This window comes from Microbulbifer rhizosphaerae (genome assembly GCF_014191725.1).
GTDB lineage: Bacteria > Pseudomonadota > Gammaproteobacteria > Pseudomonadales > Cellvibrionaceae > Microbulbifer > Microbulbifer rhizosphaerae.
Genome location: NZ_JACHWZ010000020.1, coordinates 49,288 through 70,077 on the forward strand (window position 1 = coordinate 49,288; position 20,790 = coordinate 70,077).

The 20,790-nt window shown below is 62.0% G+C and carries 21 protein-coding genes; 12 read left to right on the top strand and 9 right to left on the bottom strand.

Annotated features, from left to right (window positions below; genetic code table 11):
• Window positions 1-521: 521 nt before the first annotated feature.
• The 4 genes from FHS09_RS17730 to FHS09_RS17745 form a co-directional block, all read right to left on the bottom strand.
• Entirely contained in the window at window positions 522-998 is a 477-nt protein-coding gene (locus tag FHS09_RS17730) for an AsnC family transcriptional regulator (protein ID WP_183462378.1), read from the bottom strand.
• 185 nt (window positions 999-1,183) lie between these two features.
• Window positions 1,184-2,476 carry a pyridoxal phosphate-dependent aminotransferase gene (locus FHS09_RS17735; protein WP_343057513.1) on the bottom strand — a complete coding sequence of 431 codons (1,293 nt, stop codon included), beginning with the start codon at window positions 2,474-2,476 and terminating at the stop codon, window positions 1,184-1,186.
• A 102-nt stretch (window positions 2,477-2,578) separates the two neighbouring features.
• Entirely contained in the window at window positions 2,579-4,780 is a 2,202-nt protein-coding gene (locus FHS09_RS17740) for an autotransporter outer membrane beta-barrel domain-containing protein (RefSeq protein ID WP_183462380.1), read from the bottom strand.
• Window positions 4,781-4,859: 79 nt separating this feature from the next.
• Window positions 4,860-5,378 carry a 2-thiouracil desulfurase family protein gene (locus FHS09_RS17745; protein ID WP_183462381.1) on the bottom strand — a complete coding sequence of 173 codons (519 nt, stop codon included), beginning with the start codon at window positions 5,376-5,378 and terminating at the stop codon, window positions 4,860-4,862.
• A gap of 58 nt (window positions 5,379-5,436) precedes the next feature.
• Here FHS09_RS17745 and ydiJ point away from each other — a divergent pair, with 58 nt between their 5' ends.
• The 3 genes from ydiJ (at window position 5,437) to FHS09_RS17760 (ending at window position 10,256) form a co-directional block, all read left to right on the top strand.
• The gene (ydiJ, locus tag FHS09_RS17750) at window positions 5,437-8,490 is read left to right on the top strand and encodes a D-2-hydroxyglutarate dehydrogenase YdiJ (RefSeq protein WP_183462382.1); all 3,054 of its coding nucleotides are present in this window, start codon (window positions 5,437-5,439) and stop codon (window positions 8,488-8,490) included.
• Window positions 8,491-8,684: 194 nt separating this feature from the next.
• The gene (locus FHS09_RS17755; protein ID WP_183462383.1) at window positions 8,685-9,356 is read left to right on the top strand and encodes a tetratricopeptide repeat protein; all 672 of its coding nucleotides are present in this window, start codon (window positions 8,685-8,687) and stop codon (window positions 9,354-9,356) included.
• Between the two features lie 501 nt (window positions 9,357-9,857).
• Complete coding sequence (locus FHS09_RS17760; RefSeq protein ID WP_343057514.1) at window positions 9,858-10,256, top strand: 3D domain-containing protein; 399 nt, start codon at window positions 9,858-9,860, stop codon at window positions 10,254-10,256.
• A 143-nt stretch (window positions 10,257-10,399) separates the two neighbouring features.
• On the opposite strand, the gene FHS09_RS17765 is transcribed toward FHS09_RS17760, so the two are convergent.
• A complete protein-coding gene (locus tag FHS09_RS17765; protein ID WP_183462384.1) occupies window positions 10,400-11,035 on the bottom strand; it encodes a hypothetical protein in 636 nt (211 codons plus the stop codon).
• A gap of 196 nt (window positions 11,036-11,231) precedes the next feature.
• On the bottom strand, window positions 11,232-11,480 hold the full coding sequence (locus FHS09_RS17770; RefSeq protein ID WP_183462385.1) for a hypothetical protein: 249 nt from the start codon (window positions 11,478-11,480) through the stop codon (window positions 11,232-11,234).
• A gap of 248 nt (window positions 11,481-11,728) precedes the next feature.
• Between FHS09_RS17770 and trhO the strand changes: the two genes are divergently transcribed.
• Window positions 11,729-12,715, top strand: coding sequence for an oxygen-dependent tRNA uridine(34) hydroxylase TrhO (gene trhO, locus FHS09_RS17775; protein WP_183462386.1), 987 nt, complete (start codon window positions 11,729-11,731; stop codon window positions 12,713-12,715).
• Window positions 12,716-12,792: 77 nt separating this feature from the next.
• On the opposite strand, the gene FHS09_RS17780 is transcribed toward trhO, so the two are convergent.
• The 3 genes from FHS09_RS17780 to apbC all read right to left on the bottom strand — a co-directional run bounded on the left by FHS09_RS17780 (window position 12,793) and on the right by apbC (window position 14,909).
• Window positions 12,793-13,164 carry a hypothetical protein gene (locus FHS09_RS17780; RefSeq protein WP_183462388.1) on the bottom strand — a complete coding sequence of 124 codons (372 nt, stop codon included), beginning with the start codon at window positions 13,162-13,164 and terminating at the stop codon, window positions 12,793-12,795.
• A gap of 89 nt (window positions 13,165-13,253) precedes the next feature.
• Entirely contained in the window at window positions 13,254-13,496 is a 243-nt protein-coding gene (locus FHS09_RS17785; protein WP_183462390.1) for a hypothetical protein, read from the bottom strand.
• Between the two features lie 276 nt (window positions 13,497-13,772).
• Complete coding sequence (gene apbC / locus FHS09_RS17790) at window positions 13,773-14,909, bottom strand: iron-sulfur cluster carrier protein ApbC (RefSeq protein ID WP_183462392.1); 1,137 nt, start codon at window positions 14,907-14,909, stop codon at window positions 13,773-13,775.
• 227 nt (window positions 14,910-15,136) lie between these two features.
• Between apbC and metG the strand changes: the two genes are divergently transcribed.
• The 8 genes from metG to FHS09_RS17830 all read left to right on the top strand — a co-directional run bounded on the left by metG (window position 15,137) and on the right by FHS09_RS17830 (window position 20,712).
• Entirely contained in the window at window positions 15,137-17,164 is a 2,028-nt protein-coding gene (metG, locus tag FHS09_RS17795) for a methionine--tRNA ligase (protein WP_183462394.1), read from the top strand.
• Between the two features lie 252 nt (window positions 17,165-17,416).
• The gene (locus FHS09_RS17800; RefSeq protein ID WP_183462397.1) at window positions 17,417-18,133 is read left to right on the top strand and encodes a 2OG-Fe(II) oxygenase; all 717 of its coding nucleotides are present in this window, start codon (window positions 17,417-17,419) and stop codon (window positions 18,131-18,133) included.
• 64 nt (window positions 18,134-18,197) lie between these two features.
• Complete coding sequence (locus FHS09_RS17805; protein ID WP_183462399.1) at window positions 18,198-18,503, top strand: nucleotidyltransferase family protein; 306 nt, start codon at window positions 18,198-18,200, stop codon at window positions 18,501-18,503.
• A complete protein-coding gene (locus tag FHS09_RS23430; protein ID WP_183462401.1) occupies window positions 18,493-18,648 on the top strand; it encodes a HepT-like ribonuclease domain-containing protein in 156 nt (51 codons plus the stop codon). The genes FHS09_RS17805 and FHS09_RS23430 overlap by 11 nt, the downstream gene beginning before the upstream one ends.
• On the top strand, window positions 18,649-19,596 hold the full coding sequence (locus FHS09_RS17815; RefSeq protein ID WP_183462403.1) for a D-2-hydroxyacid dehydrogenase: 948 nt from the start codon (window positions 18,649-18,651) through the stop codon (window positions 19,594-19,596).
• 134 nt (window positions 19,597-19,730) lie between these two features.
• Window positions 19,731-19,976 carry a hypothetical protein gene (locus FHS09_RS17820; RefSeq protein WP_183462405.1) on the top strand — a complete coding sequence of 82 codons (246 nt, stop codon included), beginning with the start codon at window positions 19,731-19,733 and terminating at the stop codon, window positions 19,974-19,976.
• 36 nt (window positions 19,977-20,012) lie between these two features.
• Window positions 20,013-20,492, top strand: a complete 480-nt coding sequence (locus FHS09_RS17825; RefSeq protein ID WP_183462407.1) for a hypothetical protein — start codon at window positions 20,013-20,015, stop codon at window positions 20,490-20,492.
• 25 nt (window positions 20,493-20,517) lie between these two features.
• Window positions 20,518-20,712 (top strand): hypothetical protein, encoded by a 195-nt coding sequence (locus FHS09_RS17830; RefSeq protein ID WP_183462409.1) that lies wholly within the window; start codon window positions 20,518-20,520, stop codon window positions 20,710-20,712.
• The last annotated feature ends 78 nt before the right edge of the window (window positions 20,713-20,790 follow it).

Consider the following 20,790-nt stretch of genomic DNA (forward strand, 5'->3'; position numbering starts at 1 on the left):
AATAAGCTCGTCGGCCGCGGTGAAGCAACAGGCGTGTGACCCAAACGGGGAGAGGGAAAAAGAAAAACAAGACGGGAAATACTACACACCGCTTTTGCGACAGACATCACCTGCCAAAACAGCTATAAAATGCGGATATTTACCGGCAGTGCTCCCCTGCGGAGGCTACCGGCTATTTTCTCTGTCATCGCTCCCAACCGTCTCTTCTTATATTTGTCACCTGATCCGCATTGCGGAGTCAGAGACAAACCTGCTGCTTGCCATATTGGACAGAATTGTCAGCGATAAGGGGGGCGCTGTCGTCCGGCTTTGCATCGAAGCGAATATTTTTACCAGGTTTGTGCGCAGACAACACAATCCTTTACTTATTAACCAGGACGAATTTGTGCTGGCAAGGTACTTGGGGCCTGTTCACACCAAATTCGACAGCCGCGTTGCCATCCTGTACAGGCCCTAATTGCTGCGGCCGGCCCTGGACGACGGACTGCGCCGCGCAATACCGCTACCGGGAGAAATGGCGGTCAGTCCCGGAACAGCAGTTCCAGCGGGTAACCGGTAAAAGGCTTGGTCTTCTCGATCACCAGGTGGGAGGTCATGCGCGAGATGGCCGCCTCTTCGTCGGCCAGCAGTTGCTCGGAGACGCGGTTGAAGTCGGCGGCGTCCGGGCACACGAAGTGCAGCATATAGTCGAATTCGCCGGACATTTTCACACAGGAGACGATCTGCGGAATGTCGTTGATGGTGCGGCGGAAGCTCTCGCTGGTACGCGCGTCCTGGCGCTTGAGCGCCACGTTCACGTAGAACTCCGCGTGGCGCACCTTGTCCAGGTTCACCTCGGCGAGGAACTCGCGGATATAGCGCTCGCCGGTCAGGCGCTTGACCCGCGCCAGGCAGGCGCTCTCGGAAAGCCCTATCTGCTCGCTCAGGTTCAGGTTACTGATGCGCGCGTTGGTCTGCAGCGCCTGCAAAATACGCAAATTGTGCCGGTCGATCTTCACGGATTGATTCTTGTATCGGGAAAAGGGGCTAAGGATAGCGGTATTCGGCCGCGGCTGGAACTCCGCACTGGCAGCCACCAAATCACTAACTCATCGTCATTCCGACGCAGGCCGGAATCCAGAGCCCTGTTCGGAGTCCTGGATTCCCGCCTGCGCCGGAATGACGAATGTGAAGGTAGCGGCGGTCAGCCCGCCTGGCGGCTGCCGCTGGCGACAAAGCGCTCGATGCGGTCCAGCGCGCGGTTCAGCGAAGCCTCGTCCGCGGCCAGGGTCAGGCGCACATGGTTTTTGGCGCTGGCGCCGAAGGCGGAACCGGGCAGCACCGAGACACGCTCGGCATCGAGCAGGGACTCGGCGAAGGCCCGGCTGCTCCCCCCATTTTGGGAAAGCGCCACCCGGGATACATCCATCATCACGAACATGCCGGCGTCCGGCACAGTGCAGCTGAGCCCCGGCATGCGGCCAATGCGCTCGACGATCAGGTCGCGGCGCACGAGGTAAGCGTCGCGCATCTGCTTGACGAAGTAAGTATCGAACTCCAGCGCGAAGGCGGCGGTCTCCTGGATAAACTGCGGGCAGCCGAAAATGGTGGCGCCGGCAAATTCGGCGAGGCGCTCCACCAGCGGCCCGCGGGCCACCGCCCAGCCCAGGCGCCAGCCGCTCATGGCGTGGGATTTGGACAGGCCGTCGATCACCACGATGTTGTCCAGGTGCTCGGCGGCGGTGCGCAGGGAGGTGTGGCGGCGGGCGAAGGTGATCATGGAGTACATCTCATCGCACACCAGCCAGATATTGCGCGCGCGACAGTAGGCGGCCAGCTCCCGCAGCTGCTCCGGGGTGGCCATGGCGCCGGTGGGGTTGCCCGGAGTGTTGATCATCACTGCGCGGGTGTTCTCTCCGATAGCCCGCTTGATGGCCTCGACGTCGAAAGCGAAATGGGTTTCCGCCGGGCAAGGGACCGGCTTTACCTTCAGGCGCAGGGAATCGCAGATGGGCACATAGCCGATATACATGGGCTCGGGTATCACGATCTCCTCGCCCGGGTTCAGCAGACAGGCCAGTACGCTGTAGATGGCATTGGTGCCGCCGGGGAAGACCACCACATCATCGGGGCTGCAGGGGTGCGGCGAAACCTTGCTTTCGATATCGGCGATGGCGCGGCGCAGTACCGGCTCGCCGGCGGCGGGGGAGTAATGGGTGCGGCCGACACCGAGGCGGGCGCGGGCGAAATCGAGGATGGGTTCCGGGGTGTCGAAGTTGGGGTCGCCCACGCAGAGGAAGATTACGTCCTCGCCCTTGCCCGCCAGTTCGCGGGCGCGGTCGCTGACCGCCCACACGTCGGCGTCGGCTCGGTTGAGGGCTTCGCTCTGGATACTGAAACGGGGGCTGAACATCTTCTCTATCCGGTTGTTGTCGATCCTTCTAAGGTAACAACCGCGAGAGTAATCGATGCCGCGATAGCGGCGGGGATTTCGCATTCCCGCGCCATTTGGTCCGGCTTTGCCGCAGAAAATTCGGTGACATGGCGGGCCCGAGGCCCGCTTGCGGAGCTGGAGCTCCGTGGTCCCGGGTCCCGGCCATTAAAACCGGTAATTGATGTTCAACCCGCCAATGGTATCCGACGGCCCCACCACCACATTGCCGCTCACTTGGAATTTATCCGTCAGGTTGAGACCCACCAGAGCACCGGCGCCGTTGGCGAAGAAGCCTTCATTGCGGCTGTCGTAGGCGGCCATATACGCGCTGTTGAAGGGGATGGACTTGATGCCGATACCCACGTCGTCGGTTTCGTCGCCGTCGTTGTACTCCAGCCAGACCTCCCCGAACCAGCGCCAGTCGGCCTCCTCCGGCGCGTTGTAAAAGAAGCCGCCGCGATAACGGACATAATCGCGCTCCTGGCCGCGCACGCGCAGGCCAATGGGGTCCAGGGTGGCGCCGTCGCTGCCGATATAAGTGAGGTCCAGGTTGGTGGATTCGCTGAAACTGTCCACATTTATCCGGGTCCAGGCCACCGAGACAAAGGGGCCTATATGACAGGGCAGCGCCAGCACACTGTCGTAGCCTGCGCGGGCGAACAGACTGACCCCGTCACCATCGGTGTCCCCCGACACCTCGCTTTGAAGCCCCCTCAGATAGACGGTACGGTCGACGTCCCAGTAATCGATATCGCTGTAGGTGACGCCGCCATCGACAAAAAAGCGTTCGTTGTCCCAGCGGGCGAAAGCGCTGAAGTTAAGATTGCGCGACTCCAGCTGGAGGCCGTGGGGACTGTAGTCGCTCTCGCCATAGGAAAGCCCCAGGGCCCACTCGAAGCAGTCGCTGCCGGCGAAGCTGAAGCCGAGAAAGCCGTTCCAGGCATTCTCCCCGCGATTGCGCGCCGGCCCGTAGCCAAGGTTCGCGTGTCCCCAGGCGCCGCCGAAGAACAGGGTGGTCTCGGGATCGCGGAAGCGCTGCGCGGTCATGTGGTGGTCGATGTTCGACTGGTGGACGCGGGTGTTCTGGTAGCCCAAGTCCGGCAGGATCGCGAAGCCCACCGGCGCGCTCAGCACGGAATAGTAGTAGTCCCCAAGCAACTGCTGTCCGGCCAGGGTGAGATTCAAGCCGTCGTTGAACAGCAGTCGGTCCGCATCCGGCGCGCTGCCGGTCTGGCTGTACACCGGGTCCGGGTTGGCGCAGCCGCCGGCGGCAAAGCAGGTGGAGTCCTGGTCGATGTCGGCGAAGCCGAACAGTCCCGGTCTGTCCAGCGCCAGCGCGATGATGCCCTCCATATCCAGGATCAGCACGTCGCCGATGGCATTGATCTGTCGGCGCAGCGACTCGTTGAACAGCGTGGTGCCGATATTGGCTGTGCTTACCGCCGCGGGCCCCATGTCGTTCATCAGGGGGGTGTCCCCTATCCGCAGCACGTTGGACACAACCACATAGTCGGCGCCGGCGCTTTTCAGCTCCGCAGCGGCGGTGGCGAGAAAGTTCGCGGAGCGCAGCATTCGGGCCGGGGTGATGTTGCCGGCGAGGGTGGCGTCGACGATATCATTGGCGCCGCCATTCAGAAAAAAGAGGCGGTCGCGGGGAATAGAGGTCGTATTGCCGGAGATCTTGGCGGCGACGTTCTGTGGAAGATAGCCCTGCCCGGTGGCGAAGGGCACGCCGGTGAGAGTGATATTGTTGCTGGGGTCGTCCACCAGCGCCTGCAGCGCCGCGGGGTTGCCGAACGCCGCCGTCGCCAGGGCCACTTCCGCCGGGGAGAGGTAGGGGCTCTCTCCGGCCGCCGGATCGCAGACGCCGTCGGGGCCGCAGCGGGTGGAATCCGGCAGGATGGTAGTCAGTTCGTTGTGATCCGCCACCGTGGTGTTCGGAAACAGCTGGCGAAAGCGCTGTGGTCCCACCAGGTCCAGCAGCACATCCGCGGTATGGTTGCCGCCCACTGCCCAGTTGCTGCCGTTGGCCAGTACCGAGGCGGCTATCTGCGCCCGCTGCTGCTCCGGGGTTCCCGGCGCCGGCGCGCAGGGGATGGCGCCGCCGAAGGCCGGGCCCAGCCCGAAACAGGAGGGACTGAGCGGCGCCAGCCCGAACCGCTGTGCCATAAAACTCACCGCCGGCTGCCGTGGGAATATCCCATCCGGGTCCGCGCTGGTGAAAATGCCCGCGTTGCCGCTGTCGGAAAAGTCATCGCCGAACACCACGATACTGTTGTAGAGATCCTCGGTGATATGGTCGGCAAAGCTGGCGGATGCGGCGGTGAACGCCACGGCCAGGGCCAGGGACTTGGCAGTGAAACCCATTGCGCACTCCGTTGCTTAGGCTTGAAGTGCGTCAAGTATAGACAGGCGGGTTCAGCTCACTGGATGGGCGTCCGCGGCTTCAACGAAACCGGCTGTGGTAGGCGGACACCCGCTCGATAAACCGCTCGCGGATATCCGGGTCCCGCAGGCGCCCGGCCTCCTCCATCGGCAGGTCGGGGAAGTGCTCGCGGAGCCGCCCGGCGAACAATCCCGCCCCCGGTTCCCCGGCCGCACCACCTGCGGACCCATGGCGCGGCGTCGAAACCAGGCCGCAACTGGGGGAGCGCTCCATCAGGATAAAACCGCTCAACTGGCGGACCTGCTCCGTCACGCTGTCCGCGTAATCCAGCAGCGCCCGGGTGAAATCCCTGCCCCCTACTCCCAGGGCCCGCAGCCCGCGGTCGCTGGCCACCAGGTGGATCGGCGGGCGCGGCACGCCCAGGCCCGCGGCCACCTCGGGGCAGAAGGGCCGGTAGTCGAAGTGGCGCCCCAGCAGCTCGGTGCACACCCGGCTCAGCTTGTGGCCGCCGTCGTAGCGCACCCGCTCGCCGAGCAGACAGAGGCTGATGCCCACGGGAATTTTCAGCGAAGTCTCCATAGCACCGTTATAATGCCAGACCTTCCGAAAAAGCAGCGAAAAAGTCACAAGGCCGTTCATGATCCCAGCACTGCGCGAAGTCGACGAAGTACAGGCGCTCTACCTGCAGTTTTTGCAGGCGCTGGGGGAAGCCGGATTCCGCGGCGACCTCAGCCCCTGCTACGCCAGCCGCACGGTGCTGGCCACCGACAACTCCATCTACCAGGTGCTGCCCCAGGCGGTGGTTTACCCGCGGGATACCCGCGACCTGCAGTTGATCATGGAACTGGCCGAGCGCGAGGAATTCCACCAGGTGGTGCTCTCCCCCCGCGGCGGTGGCACCGGCACCAACGGTCAGTCGCTCACCGACGGTCTGGTGGTGGACGTCTCCCGGCACATGAACCGAATCCTCGAGATCAATCCCGGAGAGCGCTGGGTGCGGGTGCAAGCAGGGGTGGTCAAGGACCAGCTGAACGCGGCGCTGGCGCCTCACGGCCTCTTCTTCGCCCCGGAGCTTTCCACCAGCAACCGCGCCACCATCGGCGGCATGATCAATACCGACGCCTCCGGTCAGGGCTCCTGCGTCTACGGCAAGACCCGCGACCACGTACTGGAACTGTCCACGGTGCTGATGGGCGGCGGACTCTGGCAATCGGCGCCGCTCGGCGACGAGCAGTTGCGGGAAACCAGCGCGCGGGAGGACCGCGTCGGCAGGGTGCACCGGGTATGCGATCAGATCGCCTGGGACAAAGCTGAGCTGATCGAGCGGAAGTTTCCCAAACTCAACCGCTGCCTCACCGGCTACGATCTGGCTCACATCCGGAAAAACGACACTTTCGACCTGAACAGCGTACTCTGCGGCTCCGAGGGCACCCTGGGCTTTATTGTCGAAGCAAAACTCAATGTGCTGCCGATTCCCAAATGCGCGGCGCTGGTCAACCTGAAATACGACCACTTCCAGGACGCCCTGCGCGATGCCACCGAACTGATGCGCGCCGGCCCCACTTCCATCGAAACGGTGGACAGCAAGGTATTGCAGCTGGCGATGGAGGATATCGTCTGGCACAGCGTCAGCGAGTTTTTCCCACCCCCCTCGAAGGGAGAAGAGCAGCGGCCGGTCAGGGGCATCAACCTGGTGGAATACACCGCGGATTCCGAGGAGGAACTGGACAGCGCCCTGGAAAGATTCACCGCGCAGATCGACGCCCTTATCGGCCAGCCGGGCAAGAGCTTCGGCTACTCCATCGCCCGCGGCCACGCCGAAGTCAGCCGAATCTGGGGCATGCGCAAACGCGCGGTGGGCTTGTTGGGCAACGTGCAGGGAGAGAAAAGGCCGATCCCCTTCGTGGAGGACACCGCGGTGCCGCCGGAGCACTTGGCCGACTTTATCGCCGAGTTCCGCGCGGTGCTCGATGACGCCGGACTCAGCTACGGCATGTTCGGCCACGTGGATGCCGGCGTATTGCACGTGCGCCCGGCCATCGACATGAAGGACCCGGAACAGGCGGCACTGGTGCGCCCGATCACCGACAAGGTGGCCGCACTCACGCAGAAGTATCACGGCCTGCTGTGGGGCGAGCACGGCAAAGGGGTCCGTTCGGAATACGCGCCGGCGTTCTTTGGCGAACTCTACCCGGAGCTGCAGAAGATCAAGGCCGCCTTCGACCCGCGCAACCAGTTGAACCCGGGCAAGATCGCCACCCCCAGCCGCGTCTCCGCCCTGCTGAAAATCGACGAAGTCGTCACCCGCGGCGAACTGGACCGCGCCATCCCCGTCCAGGTTTGGGACGGCTACAGCGAGGGGGTCCACTGCAACGGCAACGGTGCCTGTTTCAATTGGAATCCCGACGACCCCATGTGCCCTTCCTACAAGGCCACCCGCGAGCGCATCCACTCCCCCAAGGGCCGCGCGATGCTGATGAAAGAGTGGCTGCGCCAGTTGAGTGCGAAGGGAGTGGACCCGGTTGAAGCAGCCCGCCGGTTCCGCGAGCAATCCTTCTTTGTCGGCCTGCCGGGGCGCATCAAAAACACCCTGGCCAGGGCCCGCGGCGAGTACGACTTCAACCACGAGGTGAACGAGGCCATGCAGGGCTGCCTGGCCTGCAAATCCTGCGCCGGCCAGTGCCCGGTGAAAGTGGACGTACCGGAGTTCCGCAGCAAATTCCTCGAGCTCTACTACAGCCGCTACCTGCGCCCGCTGAAAGACTACTTCGTCGGCGGTCTGGAATTCGTGATGCCGCAACTGGCGCGGGTGCCGCAGCTGTACAACTGGCCGCTCAAACTGAAACCGGTGCGCTGGCTGCTGGAACGCGGCCTGGGCCTGGCGGACAGCCCGCTGCTGGCGCGCAAGAGCCTGCACAAGGCCATGAATGAACTGGGCGTGCCCTACGCCGCCCCCGACTGCCTGGCGGCCATGGGCCCCGCACAACGGGAGCGCGCGGTGATCGTTGTACAGGACGCCTTCACCAGCTACTTCGACGCCGAAGTGGTCGCGGACACACTGCGCCTGCTCAAGCAACTGGATTTCTTCCCTCTGGTGGCCCCCTTCCGCGCCAACGGCAAGCCGCTGCACGTGCACGGTTTCCTGCGCCAGTTCCAGAGAGTAGCCCTGGCCAACAGCGAGATGCTCGCGGAACTGGCCACCAGCGGCGTACCGCTGGTGGGTGTGGACCCGTCCATGACCCTCACCTACCGCGGGGAATACGGCAAACTGCTGGGGGAACGCGCGCCGAAAGTGCAGTTGCTGCAGGAATGGCTGGCGAGCCAGCGCGAACACCTGCAGCGGCAGCGGCACCGCCTGCGCCCCGCCAGCTTCCACCTGCTGCCCCACTGCACCGAACAGACCATCGCCACCGCCTCCCTGCGCGACTGGCAAAGCGTTTTCACCGCCCTGGGGCTGGAACTGCACACCGAGAACCTGGGCTGCTGCGGCATGGCCGGCACCTATGGCCACGAGACCGGGCACAAAGAGACCTCGCAGGTCATCTTCCAGCAGTCCTGGGCCCCCCGACTCTCCGGCGACACCGGCCCCCTGCTGGCCAGTGGCTACTCCTGCCGCTGCCAGGCCAAGCGCTTCGCAGGTGTGACCCTGCGCCATCCTTTGCAGGGAGTGCTGGCACAGTTGCAGGGTTAGGCCTGATACTGGAAATTATCGGGACAATTTTGGCCGCCAGGAATAGTGCGAATCATTCGGGATTCCCGGTATCGTGTAGGAGCGGCCGCTGGCCGCGATCGGTATCAGCTACGAAGCGAGACTGATCGCGGCCAACGGCGGATGGCCGCCCCGCCGCTCCTACAGAAAAGCGAAAAAGCGGGATTTGCGCCCTTATGTACAGGACCTCACTCAAATTGCTGCTCTGCGCCACGCTGCTGGCGCCGGGCGTTACTTTGGCGGACTCCGCGCCTGAGCTGGTCGAGGAGGCAGAGGAATACGCCCTGGAAGGCGATTTCGACGCCGCTCTCCCCCTGTATGAAAAAGCCATCGCCGCCCTCGCCTCCCAGCCCCGCAAACAGCAGCAGTTGCGCTACCGCTACGGCATAGTGCTGAACGCCCTGGGCGGGCAGGCGCGCCCGGAGCTCTATCCCCTGGCCCGGGCCCAGTTCGAGGCGGTGCTCAACTATATAGAAGAAGGCGCCTCCCTGGAGCACTCCGCCGCCCGGGTGCGCTCCGCCCTGGCCCACACCTACCACCAGCAGGCCGCCAGCGAAGAGATGCCCGCCAAGGTACTGCTGCTGCGCAACGCCTACAGCCTCTACAGCACCGCCGCACAGGACCTGGCGCAGGAGCGGCAGTGGCACAACCTGGCCATCACCTACTTCAACCTGGGACAGGTATGCGAATGGCAGGGCAACCTGGAGGAGGCCATCGACTGGCTGGAAAAAGCCGTGGTTCTGGACGCCCGGCACGGTTTTGCCGACCTGGAAGAGGACCAGCAGTACCTGACCGCCCTGCGCCAGCAGGCAAATCCCACCCCGGTATCCGATACCACCGCCCTCTGAGCGGCCCGCAGCGCTGCGGGTCCCGCGGGCTGTCGCCCTATCTACTCCTCCCATAGAAGCCTGCCACCCGAGAACGTGACTGGCCAACCACAAATAATTCAGCAACCGGATTGTGCCCCGGCCCGCACAAATAGGAGCAATATCCTTTTTTCCGCGGCCGAAAATCGAAGGAAAATCTTACTGTCGCCCAAGGGCCCGCTGACTGGAACAGATCACCCAAGCCATTAGACTGATTTGTTACAAGAAAAAGTGTGAGCCGATATTTGCAGGAATAATTTTTTGCACTTCCGCAAACAGATGAGAACAAAAGGCTAAAAAGCGGTGAAAAGTTACCTCCTGTTCTAATAGATTATTTTTTATACAAAAAAGGTTGATATGCCTTCACCAAACCGTAATATAGCGCCCACTGATTAATTATTGATCAGTTATTTCCAAAAACACTTGGAAATTCTACAAGCACTTTTGGGCTTGTGACCAACTGACTTCTGGAGGTATCGGGAAGTGATCAATCAGACTCTGCGCAACGCCGTATTCTTTACCATCGCGATTTTCGCGGCAACTCTCACCGTGCCGGCCTTTGCAGCCAGCAATAAAACCATGACCGTGGATGCAACCGCCTACAACTCCGTGTCCGGACAAACCGACGGAGACCCCTGGGTAGCGGCCTGGAACAACCGCCTGAAGCCCGGCCAGAAAGTGATTGCAGTGTCCCGCGACCTGGAAAAGCGTGGCCTGACCAACGGCGCCAAAGTCAAGATCGAAGGTCTTTCCGGTACCTACACCGTGCGCGACCGCATGAACAAGCGCTTTAGGAACCGCATCGATGTTTGGATGGGCAAAGACACCAGGAAAGCCCGCAGATGGGGCAAGAGAAAGCTGAAAATCTCCTTGGTCCGCTAAGCAACCGACCGAGTATCAATAACCGCGGGTACAACCGCGGCCCTTTACGCCCCGCCCAGCGGGGCTTTTTTTATTGTGGAAACCAGGCACTGACGTAGGGTGCGCCGTGCGCACCGCGAAGCCAATATCCCGCACAGCACGCACTACGGTTCAGTCTCCGCGACGATGCCAGGCAATTCCCGGCAGTCACTGTTTTCGATATAGAAGGTACTCGGCTGACGGCCCTCGTTGTAGCGGTGCTCCAGGTGGCCCTCCCTGAACACAATCAGGTATTCCGACTTCACCCAGCCGCTCTCCGTCAGGGACTCGCTGAGCCACAGCAAAGCCGGCTCGTTCTCGTAACAGCGGCCGTAGAACATCCGCGTTTTCTCCACCACCCGCTTGCTCTCGTAGTCGGCGTACTGACCGGGATAGGTGTAGCGGTCAGTGTAGCGGTCAGTCCCCGCTTCGGCACTAATACCCTCATCTCCGTTAGCGGAAATCTTCTGGATGTAGATGGAGGTATTTTCGTCGCAGTTCACACAGCTGCGACCGGACAGAATGGCGTAACCGCGCAACTCGGAGATCAGTCTGGCCTCGTAGAGGTCGGTTTCCAGCGCGCGCTGACCGGAGAGCTGGATTTCGTCGGCCCCGGCCCGGGAGGCCAGCAATAGAAAGGACAGAAACAGAAAAGGTACCGCTTTCATCGGGAAGGCAACCGGCAACTGGATGGCACCGCCGGGGGCAATCTCTCCGTAGGGGCCCCGCGGCGGCACCGCGATTGGGTTGTGTGCTGTCACACTGTCGCGATTCCCTTCTACCAATAACCATAGCAGGGAAATCGCGTACCCGGATTACCGATTGCGACTCCGGATATTGTCCCGTGAGCAATATCCGGATTTGCCCAGAAGGGCCCTGGGGAACCTCTGAAAAACGTAGCTAGCGGTCACCGCAGGGCGCCGTCAGGCGCACGCGCAGCCGTTTTTCAGAGATGCCCTAGCTCTCTTCCACCGGCCCGACAAAGGTCTCCACCCCCTCCTCGCGCAGCGCATCCAGGGCCTCGTCCAGCGCTTCCTGTTCCGTCTCGAAAGCGTCTTCCCATACGGTGGAGTTGTCCTGCTCGTCGACAATTTCCAGCAGCCAGCCGCCCTCGCCATCCTCGTAGATATCGATCTGGACGGTGAGGTTGCCGTCGCTGTAGGAACGGCTAAGTGTCGATTCTTTCGGTACGAAGTCGTCTTCCATGGAATTAGCCTCGCAGTGGCTGAAGGGGGGAGCCGCAGACTTTGACAACTTGTGGCCCAGTGGTCAATAAACTTTTTGGCAAGCGGGAGAAATATACGCAAAACAGGCACTTTCCGCTAAAATGCCCGGCCAATTATTAGGAACCCCTGAACATCGTCATCCGGCGACTCGCTTGAGTGACGAAATGGGCTCATTCAGGGGTTCTTAGTGCTCCGGATTTACGCTCCGGCCCGCAATGAGGAAGTTACATGAACCAGACCGTTGTCTGCGCGCTCTACAAGTTCGTCACCCTGGACGACTTCGAATCCCTGCGCCAACCCCTGCTCGAACGGATGCTGAAACACCGCGTGCGCGGCACCCTACTGCTCGCCCGCGAGGGCGTCAACGGCACCGTTGCCGGCACCCGTGAGGGCATAGATGCCCTGCTCGCCCACCTCAGGAACGATCCGCGCCTGGCGGAACTGGAGTACAAGGAGTCCTACACCGACACCCCGCCTTTCCTGCGTTCCAAGGTAAAGCTGAAGCGGGAGATCGTCACCATGGGCGTGGAGGACATAGACCCGCGACGCAGCGTGGGTACCTACGTCGATCCCGCGGACTGGAATGCGTTGATCAGCGATCCGGAGGTGCTGCTGATCGACACCCGCAACGATTACGAGGTACAGGTGGGCACCTTCGAACAGGCGGTCAACCCGCAGACCACCAGTTTCCGCGAATTCCCCGAATATGTGCGGGAGAACCTGGACCCGGAGAAGCACAAAAAGGTCGCCATGTTCTGCACCGGCGGTATCCGCTGCGAGAAGTCCACTGCCTACCTGAAAGAACAGGGTTTCGAGGAGGTCTACCACCTGCGCGGCGGCATCCTCAAATACCTGGAGGAAGTCCCCAAAGAGAAGAGCCTGTGGCGCGGCGAGTGCTTCGTGTTCGACGAGCGGGTCACCGTGAACCACGACCTGCAGCGGGGCAACTACGACCAGTGCAACGCCTGCCGCATGCCGGTGACCGAAGAGGAAAAACAATCCGCGCAATTCGAACAGGGGGTCAGCTGCCCGCACTGCTTCCATAAAGTCTCAGAAGCGGACCGGGCGCGTTTTCGTGAGCGGGAAAAACAGATCCGGCTGGCCCGAAAACGCGGCGAGCAGCACCTGGGCCAGGAGGCCCGCGAAGCCACCGCCGCGCGGCGGCGCGAAAAGCACGAAGAGCGCCGCCGGCAGGCAGTCTCCAGCAAGGCCTGATCAGGCGCTTATCGGCTCGTCATAACCGGCGCATGCAGTCCAGTGGCGCCGGGACGAAGCGCATTGCAGAGGCATCCCTATCTCTTTACCTCCCGCAGCCAGCTGATCGCCTCCGCTTCCAGAATAAACTGAGCCAAGCAGAACCCCCGCGCCGCCGCCTCGCTGTCGATCACGGCCCTGGCATTGAAGGCGCGGTTGTGCAGAACCGCCGCCCGCGTGTACTCCGACACTGGGTGCTCGGCGAGAAAGCGGCCAAAGCGCTTCTGTTCCGCACCGGTCATCACATTGGTGACTTTGCGAACATCCACCAGGACTCGCAGCGGCTGCAGGTGGGAATATTTGCCGAACACCTGCTCGGCAGCCGCCAGGGTGTCGGCCAGGGCCATGCGGCCAAAGTAACACACGCGGACGATACGATTGTTGCTGTTGTAGCGCACTTGAAAGCTCATGGAATCAACGGCTCCTGGGAGTAGCGCCTGCGGGGGCATGGCGCCTTATTTTTCACTAACCATATAAGGAAAAAAGCGCCAGAAAAACGTTAATAAGGGTCAGCGCAACCCCAGTCCAACAGCCACCTCTCCGCCTCCGCCCCGACGATAAACGGACGTATCCTGTGACCCAGCATCCGGGCCTCCTTGGCGATCACCCGCGAGGAGTAGAAGCCCTTTGTGCAGGGCGCCCATAGCAGAGCGGCCCAGCACCGGGTGCTCGCCAGGTAGCGGCCGAAGAAGCAGGCCCGGACCACCCGGGTGGCGGCGTTGTAATGGATCTGGAAGCTCATTCTGCACAGGCGCGAGGCACTAATACCCTCTCAGCCAAAGAGGCATTGATGGCATCGGATTCCTTTAACTGAAAGTGAATATACCGAACCCCATTCCAATAAAATAATATTTACTGAAAACTTATTTCACACTTTGAGAAAAATTCGGCAGGGGCGCTGAATTTGCCGTAGGCGGTGTAGGAGCGGCCGTTGGCCGCGATCGATGGTGGTCTATTTCACAGATCGATCGCGGCCAACGGCCGCTCCCACAAGGGGAGCTGCTTAAAGGGGAGCTGCTTAGCTGACTTCTATCTCCGGCATCCCCTCTTCCCCGGCATTGAGCCAGATCTGCGCCGCCGCGCGGCGGGCAATCTCCCGGTAGTGGCCTGCGATCTCCCCTTCCGGTTCCGCCGCCACTGTGGGCGAACCACCGTCGGTGCCCTCGCGAATGGACATCGCCAGCGGCAGTTGCCCCAGCAGGCGGGTGTGGTAGCCAGCGGCGATGCGCTCGCCGCCGCCGCTGCCAAAGATCGGCTCGCTGTGACCGCAACGGGAGCAGGTATGCAGAGCCATGTTCTCCACAATGCCCAGCACCGGCACAGATACCTTGCGGAACATCTCCACCCCCTTGATCGCATCCTTCAGCGCCAGGTCCTGGGGAGTGGTCACGATCACCGCGCCGGCCAGGGCCGCCTTCTGTGCCAGGGTCAGTTGGATATCACCGGTGCCCGGGGGCATATCCACGATCAAATAGTCCAGTTCGCCCCACAGGGTCTGGGTGAGGATTTGGTTGAGGGCGCCGCTGGCCATGGGCCCGCGCCACACCGCGGGCGTATCCTCGGTCATCAGGTAGCCCAGGGACATGGTTTCCAGCCCCTGTGCCGGCACCGGCAGGAAGAACTTCTGCTCCCGCACCTCCGGACGCACACCCTCGGTACCGAGCATGGTGGGCAGGCTGGGGCCGTAGATATCCGCATCCAGCAAGCCAACGCTGGCGCCCTCGGCAGCCAGGGCCAGGGCCAGGTTCACCGCGGTGGTGGACTTGCCCACCCCGCCCTTGCCGGAGGCCACGGCGACGATATTCTTCACCTTCTGTAAGGGTTCCGGAACGTCCGGGGCTGGGGTGGCCGGAATCTCGCCGAACAGTTCGAACTGCAGCTGGCTGCCGCCCAGCGCTCCGCCCTTCAGCAGTGGCGCACAGGACTCGCGCACCCGCTCGTGCCAGTGCTCCTCCAGGCTGGCGCAGGGATAGCCGAGGGTGAGGCCCACAAGCACCGCATCCCCGTCGAAGCCCACTTCGATCTCCGCATCCAACTCGTCCAGCGGCAGCCCGGTGGCCGGATCGTGCAACTGGCCCAGGCACTCCGCCAAGCGCTCAAGCTCCCCCTGCACCTCTTCGGACAGTTCCTCGTGATCGTGATGATGATCGCTCACTGTGCTTCCCTCTCTGAGAATTGTCGATGGGCGGCATTGTGGAGGATGAACCGTACCAAGGCCAGCCAGGCCTTCAGCTCCCCTCTCCCGCTAGCGGGAGAGGGGTTGGGGGAGAGTACGTGGGCCTTCGGCCCGCGTGCGGAGCTGGAGCTCCGCGGTCCCGGGAGAGGGAAAAATCTGCTATATTCCCCGCCCTTCCATCGACCTCAAAGCACACGGATTTCCCCATGCCGCAACCGCGCAACATACTCGTCACCAGCGCACTCCCCTACGCCAATGGCTCCCTGCATCTGGGCCATGTGCTCGAATATATCCAGACCGACATCTGGGCGCGTTTCCAGCGCGCGCGCGGCCATCATTGCCTGTACATGTGCGCCGACGACGCCCACGGCACCGCCATCATGCTCAAGGCCGAACAGCTGGGGCTCACCCCGGAACAGCACATCGCCAATATGCAGGCGGAGCACGAGCGCGACTTCGCCGATTTCCTGATCGGCGTGGACAACTACCACTCCACCCACTCGGAGGAGAACCGCGAGCTGTCGGCGATGATCTACCGGCGCCTGCAAGAGAACGGCCATATCGACTCCCGTACCATCACCCAGGCATTCGACCCGGAGAAACAGCTGTTTCTCGCCGACCGCTATATCAAGGGCACCTGCCCGCGCTGCAGCACTCCGGACCAGTACGGCGACAACTGCGAAGCCTGCGGCGCCACCTACAGCCCCACCGAACTGATCGATCCGGTGTCCGCCATCTCCGGCGCCACGCCAGTGGAAAAGGAGTCCGAGCACTTCTTCTTCACCCTGCCCGCCTTCACCAACTTCCTGCGCGAGTGGACCCGCTCCGGCACCCTGCAGGACGAGATGGCCAACAAACTGGCGGAGTGGCTGGACGAAGGCCTGCAGGAGTGGGATATCTCCCGCGACGCCCCCTACTTCGGCTTCGAAATCCCCGACGCCCCGGGCAAATATTTCTACGTGTGGCTGGACGCACCCATCGGCTATATGGCCAGCCTGAAAAACTACTGCGACAAAAACGGCCTGGACTGGCAGGAGTACTGGAAAAAAGACAGCACCGCCGAGGTGTACCACTTTATCGGCAAGGACATCGTCAACTTCCACGCGCTCTTCTGGCCGGCAATGCTGGATTCCGCGGACTTCCGCACACCCACCAAAGTGTGCGTGCACGGCTTCCTCACCGTAAACGGCAAGAAGATGTCCAAATCCCGCGGCACCTTTATCAATGCGCGCAACTATCTCGACCACCTGAATCCGGAATACCTGCGCTACTACTTCGCCGCCAAACTCACCGGCGGCGTGGACGACCTGGACCTGAACCTGGATGACTTTATCGCCCGGGTGAACTCCGACCTGGTAGGCAAGGTTGTGAATATCGCCTCGCGCACCGCCAAGTTCGTGGGCAAAGGCGGCGGCGTGCTGGTGGAACAACTGGCGGACGAAAAACTCTGGCAGCAGTTCGTCGATGCCGAACCGCGCATCGCCGACTTTTACGAAAACCGCGAATACGCCCGCGCCATGCGCGAGATCATGGCGCTGGCCGACGCCGCCAACGCCTGGATTGCCGACAAGGCGCCCTGGTCCCTGGCCAAGGACGAAAGCAAAGCGGAGGAGGTGCTGGCCATCTGCTCCCAGGGCGTGAATATGTTCCGCGCGCTGATCACCTGGCTGGCCCCGGTGTTGCCGCAGACCGCGGAAAAAGCCGCGCAGTTCCTGAATAGCGAACTCAAGTGGGCCACCGCCACCACGCCGCTGGCCAACCACAGCATCGGCGAATTCAAGCCGCTGATGCAGCGGGTGGAAAAAACCCAGGTGGACGCGGTGATGGAAGCGGCGAAGGAATCCCTGGCGCAGCTGCAGGCGGAAACCAAGCCGGTCAGTGGCCCCCTTGCGGAAGACCCGATCGCCCCGGAAATCCAGTTCGACGATTTCGCCAAAGTGGACCTGCGCATCGCGCTGATCGCCAAGGCCGAGCACGTGGAGGGCGCCGGCAAACTGCTCAAACTCACCCTGGACCTGGGCGGCGAAACCCGCCAGGTCTTCTCCGGCATCAAGAGCGCCTACAAACCGGAAGACCTGCAGGGCAAACTCACCGTGATGGTGGCCAACCTGGCGCCGAGAAAAATGCGCTTCGGCATCAGCGAAGGCATGGTCCTCGCCGCCGGCCCCGGCGGCAAGGACCTGTGGCTGCTCGAACCCCACCCCGGCGCCGTGCCCGGTATGCGGGTGATGTAACCCGGGACCGCGGAGCTGTTTATTGGCGCTGAAGGCTCCAGCTCCGCTTGCGGGCCGCAGGCCCGCCCCATTGTAGGAGCGGCGGGGCGGCCATCCGCCGCTGGCCGCGATAGCGGGGCTGCGCCCCGCAATGCCGAGCTAGAGCTCGGCGTTCCCAGCGAACCCCGTCGAAAACCACTTCCGAAACCGACCGGCAATCACCGCCGGCCTATCCTACCGTGTGCGGCCCCAACCAAACCCGGAAACCGCACGATGAAAAACGCCCCCCTTGCCCAGCGTATCGATCAGATCGACTGGCAGCGGGTAACCGCCAACCTGGACAGCGACGGCTGGGCACTGGCGGACCAACTCCTTACCGCGGAGGAATGCGACAGCCTCGCGGCCCTGTACCCGCAGAACGAACATTTCCGCAGCCGCGTCGTAATGGCCAACCACAACTTCGGCCGCGGCGAGTACAAGTACTTCGCCTATCCCCTACCCGCGCTGGTCGCCGATCTGCGCACCGCCCTCTACCGGCCCCTGGCCGCCGTAGCCAACCGCTGGAACGAATACCTGAGCATCGACACCCGCTACCCCGAAGAACACGGTCGCTATCTCGAACAGTGCCATCGCGCCGGCCAGAGCCGCCCCACGCCGCTGCTGCTGCAATACGGCGAGGGGGACTTCAACTGCCTGCACCAGGATTTATACGGCGAACAGGTATTCCCGCTGCAGGCCGCCTTCCTGCTCTGCGAACCGGAAATGGATTTCAGCGGCGGTGAATTCGTACTCACCGAACAGCGCCCGCGCATGCAGTCCCGAGCCCAGGTAGTTCCGCTGCGCAAGGGCGACGCGGTGATCTTCGCCGTACACCAGCGTCCGCAGAAGGGCAGCCGCGGCTACTACCGGGTCAACATGCGCCACGGCGTCAGCCGCCTGCGCGGTGGCCGGCGGCCTACTGCTGGTATCATCTTCCACGACGCCACCTAACATGTATTTTCACCCAACAACGATATAATGACTGTCAATCCATCCCGACAATGAGCGCAATGCCATGATCAAGGACATAGAGGCCCACAGCCGGGAAATCGCCGAACTCTGCCAGCGCTATGGAGTTCGGCGACTCGCCGTATTCGGGTCCGCCGCCACCGGCCATACGCACCCCGGCAGTGATGTGGATCTCCTCGTCGAGTTCGACCTGGATTCCACTGCCGACTATGCGGACCGCTTCTTCGGCCTGCAGGAATCCCTACAACAGCTCTTCGGCAAGCCCGTGGACCTGGTAGTGGAAAGCGCAGTCAGGAATCCCTACTTCCGCCAATCCATCGAAGAAACGCAAGAGCTTCTATATGCCGCTTAAGGCCAAGAAATATCTTTACGATGCGCAATGCAACCTCCTCATTCACGGCTATGCGGATATCGATGACCGACTTGTTTGGAATATCGTTGAAACCAAATTACCCACCCTCAAACATGAGGTCAGCAACCTACTTCAAGGCGAATAAATGCGCGGCGTATTTCTCGACACACTCACCATGAAACTGGAGGAACTCGACACCTCCGCTTTGGAAAACGTCCTCGACCACTGGGATTTCCACGAGACCACCGCCCCGGACGAAACCGCCGGGCGCATCGCGGATGCCGAGGTGGTCATCACCAACAAGGCAGTTCTCGACCGCCAGCTGATCGAAAACGCACCCAAGCTGAAACTCATCTGCGTCTGCGCCACCGGCACCAATAATATCGACCTGGACGCAGCCAAGGAGCGCAATATCCCCGTGCGCAACGTGCAGGGTTACGCCGGCGCCTCGCTGACACAGCACACCCTGGCGCTGCTGCTGGCACTGTCCACCCGCTGGCACCAATACCACGCGGACGTGCAAAACGGCCTCTGGAGCCGCTCCCCCATCTTCTGCATGCTCAATCACCCGGTAATGGAACTGGCGGGCAAAAACCTGGGGATCATCGGCTACGGCGACCTCGGGCAGGGATTCGCCAAACTGGCGCGGGCCCTGGATATGAACATCCTGATAGCGGAATCTCTCGCTCCCCGACAACAGGGCCGCGAACAGGAAGGCCGCGTGCCACTGGAAAAACTGCTGGCGGAATCCGACGCAATCAGCCTGCACTGCCCCCTCACCGAACAGACAGATCAGTTGGTCAATAAAGAATTTCTCGCGGCGATGAAGCCCGGCGCCTTCCTGATCAACACCGCCCGCGGCGGCCTGGTGGACGAAGTGGCACTGGCCGGGGCACTGCGCAGCGGCCACTTGGGCGGCGCGGCGCTGGATGTGCTGAGCGTGGAACCACCACCCGCGAACCACCCCCTGCTGGCGAAGGATATCCCCAACCTGATCATCACCCCGCACAACGCCTGGATCAGCCGCGAGAGCCGGCAGCGCCTGCTGGACGGGGTGGTGGATAATATTCGCGAATGGCGCGACGCGCGGTAGCGTAGTAGCCAGTAATTGACCGCTGCGTCAGCCGAAGGTGGATAGGAAGTCGCCCTCAAATCCCATCTTTCGTGGTATTTGGCCGTCGCGACTATAGGATACCCATACACCAACCTCTGAAGCAGGAGAGTGTTATGGCAACTGCAAAACCCCTTAATTCCGGCCGGGATAAGCTGCGTCAAGCCTCCCACCTCGCCGGCGAGGCGGCTACCGATACAGCAGCGCAGCTGAGGGAGCGCGCCATGTCTTCGGTACAGACGAGTAAACAACGCGCTGCGGAGCTTGAGAAAAAATGGGAATCCTCGGTCAAGCGGCACCCTGTTCTCAGTGTCGGTGGTGCCTTCGTCGCAGGATGGGTCATTGCAAAACTGTTTAAGTAGAGCAATCCACACCATCTCTGCGGGGGAACCTGGCCAATGGCGCGCGCTACAAAGTCTGAACCTTCTGAGGAAACTCCCGAGCCGGCTGCGCAAAGTCGCAGCCGGGATCGCTTCACTCAGCCACCGGGGGATGAAGAGGAAACAGAAGCAGGTGTACTGGCGCAAGCCGATGCCACCCTGGCGCTGCTGTCTGCATGGCTCGTCAATTTGCAGACACTGGCGCGGCTGGAATTCAGCCGTACGCTTGCAGCCGGCAAACGGATCATTGCCCTGCAACTGCTGCTCTTGCCACTGGTTCTGGCCTTTGTATTGAGTCTCTGTGCCGGTGCCGGCCTGATCGGCTACTACTACTCGCAATCGGTTTACGTCGGGTTTGCCGCCTTCTTGTTGGCGCAGGTTTTAATTCTGACCGGAATGCTCCTGTATCAGCGAAAGTTGAGTTCCATGATGGGATTCAGCGAGACCAAACGGCAAGCGAAAGAAGCGATAAACGATGTCTCTGAGCTCTTTAAGTAAGGATATTCAGCACTGCAGCCAGGACATGGATCAGCAGCGTCTTTACGCCAGACAACTGCTGAACCGGCAAAAAAACGAGTTTTGCCAGCGACTGGAGAAAATTCCGCTCCCGCTCGCCATCGGGCTGGCGCTGGTCGGTGGATTTCTCTCCGAGCGGATTTTTCACTATCCGACCTCGTCCCAGATGTTCCATCTGTTTCTAACGTGGCGGGCGCTGTAATCCGTTTTGGGCACGGTTCCTCCCCCGCGCGCGACGTCCCCCCCAGGCCCGCTATTTGACCGCGGCGGCGCCTCAGTT